Annotated in this window: 6 protein-coding genes; 1 reads left to right on the forward strand and 5 read right to left on the reverse strand. The window is 67.6% G+C overall.

All coding sequences use genetic code 11. From position 1 onward, the window contains the following. From WBV89_RS13750 to WBV89_RS13770, 5 genes are all read right to left on the reverse strand, one after another. Positions 1 to 74 (reverse strand): NAD-dependent epimerase/dehydratase family protein (locus WBV89_RS13750; RefSeq protein ID WP_423981927.1); only part of this gene is annotated, 74 nt, incomplete at its 3' end. 25 nt (positions 75 to 99) lie between these two features. Continuing rightward, complete coding sequence (locus WBV89_RS13755) at positions 100 to 771, reverse strand: hypothetical protein (protein ID WP_423981922.1); 672 nt, start codon at positions 769 to 771, stop codon at positions 100 to 102. Between the two features lie 21 nt (positions 772 to 792). Further along, the gene (locus WBV89_RS13760; protein ID WP_423981923.1) at positions 793 to 1,206 is read right to left on the reverse strand and encodes a PqqD family protein; all 414 of its coding nucleotides are present in this window, start codon (positions 1,204 to 1,206) and stop codon (positions 793 to 795) included. Next, positions 1,203 to 2,114, reverse strand: coding sequence for a hypothetical protein (locus tag WBV89_RS13765; protein ID WP_423981924.1), 912 nt, complete (start codon positions 2,112 to 2,114; stop codon positions 1,203 to 1,205). Before WBV89_RS13765 ends, WBV89_RS13760 begins: the two co-directional genes overlap by 4 nt. After that, the gene (locus tag WBV89_RS13770) at positions 2,111 to 2,494 is read right to left on the reverse strand and encodes a DoxX family protein (protein WP_423981925.1); all 384 of its coding nucleotides are present in this window, start codon (positions 2,492 to 2,494) and stop codon (positions 2,111 to 2,113) included. Before WBV89_RS13770 ends, WBV89_RS13765 begins: the two co-directional genes overlap by 4 nt. Before the next feature lie 79 nt (positions 2,495 to 2,573). On the opposite strand from WBV89_RS13770, the gene WBV89_RS13775 reads away from it, so the two are divergent. Beyond that, the coding region (locus WBV89_RS13775; protein WP_423981926.1) for a glycosyltransferase at positions 2,574 to 3,682 on the forward strand (1,109 nt) is incomplete at its 3' end.

Here is a 3,682-nt window from a genome sequence, read left to right on the forward strand (position 1 = left end):
AGATCCCCGGCGGTCAGTCGTCGACAGAGATTCGAACCGATGAACCCGGCTCCACCGGTGACGAGTACGCGCATGGTCGGCGAGCCTACGGCCCGTACCTCAGCCGAGTGCCTGGTCGAGCGCTTCGTGCACGTCGATCGTCGTCGCTCGAACTCGGTCACCCATCGAATCGATCAGCTCGGCCCACGCCATCTCCGACGGCTTCGCGAGACCGAACACGTGTCGACGGGCATCGTCGAGTTCGAGGTCGCCATGTCCACCCATCACGACTGCCCGCAGCGGCCACGATTGAGACCCGAGCGTCACCAAACCATCCGCCGGGTCGATGACCGGCTTCCACGTCTGGATCTCGTGGATCCCGATCTTGGCGAGCCGACGCTCGTCGACATCGATCTTGAGCGGGGCATGGAACAGCACGACCTCGCCACCACGCTCGAACGCTCGCGCCTCGACGGCCACCTGTCCGGGGCGCGAACTCATGAGCGTTTCGAGACGCTCCATCTCGCGCAGGAACCCAGCGACTGCATCGACGGCTTCGTCGACACTGTCGAACCGCGCCCGGATCGGTGACCCGTGGTGGAGCACGCCGACCTTCTTGCGTCGGAAACCGACCTTGACGACCCGCACACCGAATGCAGCCGGCACATCGCGCTCGTCGTCGCTGAGCCACGATGCGCAATGTTGGCGGAGAAGGTCACGCGTTTCGGTGCTGTCGTACTCCACGGCCACGAGGTGGTTGCCGGCTCGGAGGTTGAGGTGTCCCGCCCACACGGGGCGGTTGGCGGCACTACCTCAAGTGTCCGGCGGCCGTCCGAGGATGTCGAGGCGCAGCGGGACATCCTCGCTGACGGGCTCGCTTGCAATTGCGTCGGTACGGGCGTCCTCGTCACGTGCCTCGTCGGTGAGCTGATCGGTGCCGTCGAGCAGACCGCGCGCGCGGAAATCTTCGACGGCCGCGTCGACATCAGGGCGAAGCTGCTCACTCGGCACGGAGAAGATCTCGCTCAGCTCATCGGCGACCTCGGGGATCGAGAGGTCACCGTCGAGCATCATCCAGACGGCCGAGGCGGAGGAGTTCAGGTGGTGGATCTCGCCGTGGCGGTCGTCGAAGAGCACGACATCAGGTGGGAGGAACGCGGTTTCGACGGACGCGTGCGGTCGAGGACGCAGGCGCTCCGTGGATGTGGCGGTCTCGGACGTGCTCATCGGTTCGACTCCGAACCGAGCAGCTGTTCGCCGGCTTCGGCTCGCTCGTCGATCAATCGGTCGACCAGCGAGGCCAGCTCACGCTCGGCGGTGTCGAGATCGTCGACCAGCATCTGGAATGCCGGAATCACCGAGACGACGTCTGCGAGCGCATGGAAGACCGGACCGCCGTCGCGACCCAGACTGGGCAGCTGGTCGGCGACCAACGTGAGGGCGGCAGCGGCGCCGAGCGGCTCGAGCGAACTCGACGCTCCCTCCGAGTAGGTGGGACAGACGAGCGCGACCAGCGGTGCGGGTGAGGCAAGTTCACCGATGCTCGATGCGGGGAGCAGAACCTCCGAGGCGTCGCTCGGCAGCTCGACGACGTCGTCGAGCGGGCCGGGGCGGCGCACCCCGATCGGACGCCAGAACGGGTTCACGATCGGACGATCGGCGACCGACGTGTCGAGCAGGCTCACCTCGTCGGTCAAAAAGCCCCAGCCCGAACGGGTCAGCCAGGCGGCGAGCGTGCTCTTGCCCGAATGTGACGGACCGGTCAGTGCAATGGCATGGCCGCGGTGGACGAGCGACGCAGCGTGCATCGGCACGACGGGCATCTGCGCTCCTTCGAGCGCGAGCCGCGTCACCTCCCACAGCACGTACGGAATCACGTAGTCGTTGGTGACGGTCGTTTCGCAGGGCTCGTCGTCGCGCCACAGTCCCCACGGGTGCGACATCCATGTCGGACCGTTGCGCTCGATCCGGAACACCGTGATCTCTTCGTCCACCCGGTCGGTGGCGTCGACCCACACGGGCTCGTTGCGGAGATCGCACAGCCGCTGCGCCAGATCATCGAGGAGTCCTTCCTCCAACGACTCGATCACGAACTTGCGGTTGGCCGACCAGAACGGTCCGATCTGCGTGCTCATGCAGCGAAGATTCCCAAGGCAGCGACCACGATGAGGCCACCGTTGCGGAGCAGGTGGCGACGGCCGAGCGGACGCGTCGACCGCGACCCGAAGCAGGCGCACGGTGGGCGGGTGCCGTCCAGCATGCGTCGTGCGATGAACCAGGTGAACACCACCAGCGTGACGACGGCGACGATGGCAGGCCACGGCCGAGCGAGTCCGCTGAGGAGCGCTGCTCCGAGCACCAACTCGTACCACGGGACGATCTGAGCCAACCAGCGAGGCACATCGAGATCGGCCGACTGGCGCATCCAGTCGTCTCGCCCGGCGAGCTTCGCTCCGCCGGAGAAGATGAACATCGCGCCGATCGCGATCGAGGCCACCAGGCCGACCGTCGTCATCGCATCCACCGTTCCGATTCAACCCCGACCATGAATGCCGAACGATACCCTCGCAGCGGTGGCGTTGAGGGTTCTCTGGGTGAGCAAGGGGCTGGGGCCCGGCGGGGCCGAACGGCTACTCGTCGCCGCCGCCGCCGCGATCGATCACGACGAGTTCGACGTCGACGCCGCATACGTGCTGCCGTGGAAAGACCACCTCGCGGGTGAACTCGAGTCGAACGGTGTGACCGCGACATGTCTCTCCACTCGTCGGAGAGACGCGCTGTGGCCGTGGCGGCTTCGGACGGCCATGGACGGTGTCGACATCGTGCATTCCCATTCTCCGGTCCCGGCGGTTGCAGCCCGCCTCGCCTCACTGACACTCCCCCGTTCTCGACGTCCGGCACTGATGACCACCGAGCACAACTCGTGGGCCTCGCACCGCCGTCCGACGCGCTGGGCGAACCGGCTGACCTCGGGGCTCGACGACTACACGATCGCGGTCACCGACGAGGCCGCCGCCAGCCTGCGCGGCGCGGCCGCACGGCGAGTCGAGGTCATCACCCACGGGATCGACGTCGCCGGGATCGCCGGCACCGCTCGATCGCGGAAGGACATGCGGGCCTCGCTCGATGTCGGTGACGGCGAGATCGTGATCGGGACCGTCGCGAACTTCCGCGCTCAGAAGGACTACCCCAACCTGCTCCATGCCGCCCGGGCGATGACCGACGCCGGGGTCGCATTCCGGATCGTCGCCGTGGGGCAGGGGCCCGACGAGGACTCCATCGTCGCCCTGCGTGACCGCCTCGGTCTCGAGAATCACGTGCTCTTCGCAGGTTTCCGCGCCGACGCCGTCGACGTGATGGCCGCGTGCGACATCTTCGTCCTGGCATCGGCCTGGGAGGGCTTGCCCGTCGCGGTGATGGAGGCGCTCGCGCTCGGTCTCCCGGTCGTCGCGACCCGAGTCGGCGGAGTCACCGAATCGCTCGACGAGGCCGAGGCCGCGCTCGTCCCACCGCGGGATCCCGCTGCGCTCGCGGCAGCACTCATCGGCCTCGTCACGGATCCGGACCAGCGCACGCAACGCGGGGAGGCTGCTGTCGCCGCTGCCTCCCGCTTCGATGTCGCTCACGCCACGAAGGAGATCACCGACCGATACGTCGAGCTCGCCGCCGCTCGCTCACCGGCCGGCTCGGACCAGTTGTCCGA

The organism is Ilumatobacter sp., from assembly GCF_049588435.1.
Lineage (GTDB): Bacteria > Actinomycetota > Acidimicrobiia > Acidimicrobiales > Ilumatobacteraceae > Ilumatobacter_A.

What these genes read in the sequence shown, in the direction of transcription:
- WBV89_RS13765 (WP_423981924.1), bottom strand. Translation starts at nt 2,114, where the DNA reads ATGAGCACGCAGATCGGACCGTTCTGGTCGGCCAACCGCAAGTTCGTG.
- WBV89_RS13770 (WP_423981925.1), bottom strand. Translation starts at nt 2,494, where the DNA reads ATGACGACGGTCGGCCTGGTGGCCTCGATCGCGATCGGCGCGATGTTC.
- WBV89_RS13760 (WP_423981923.1), bottom strand. Translation starts at nt 1,206, where the DNA reads ATGAGCACGTCCGAGACCGCCACATCCACGGAGCGCCTGCGTCCTCGA.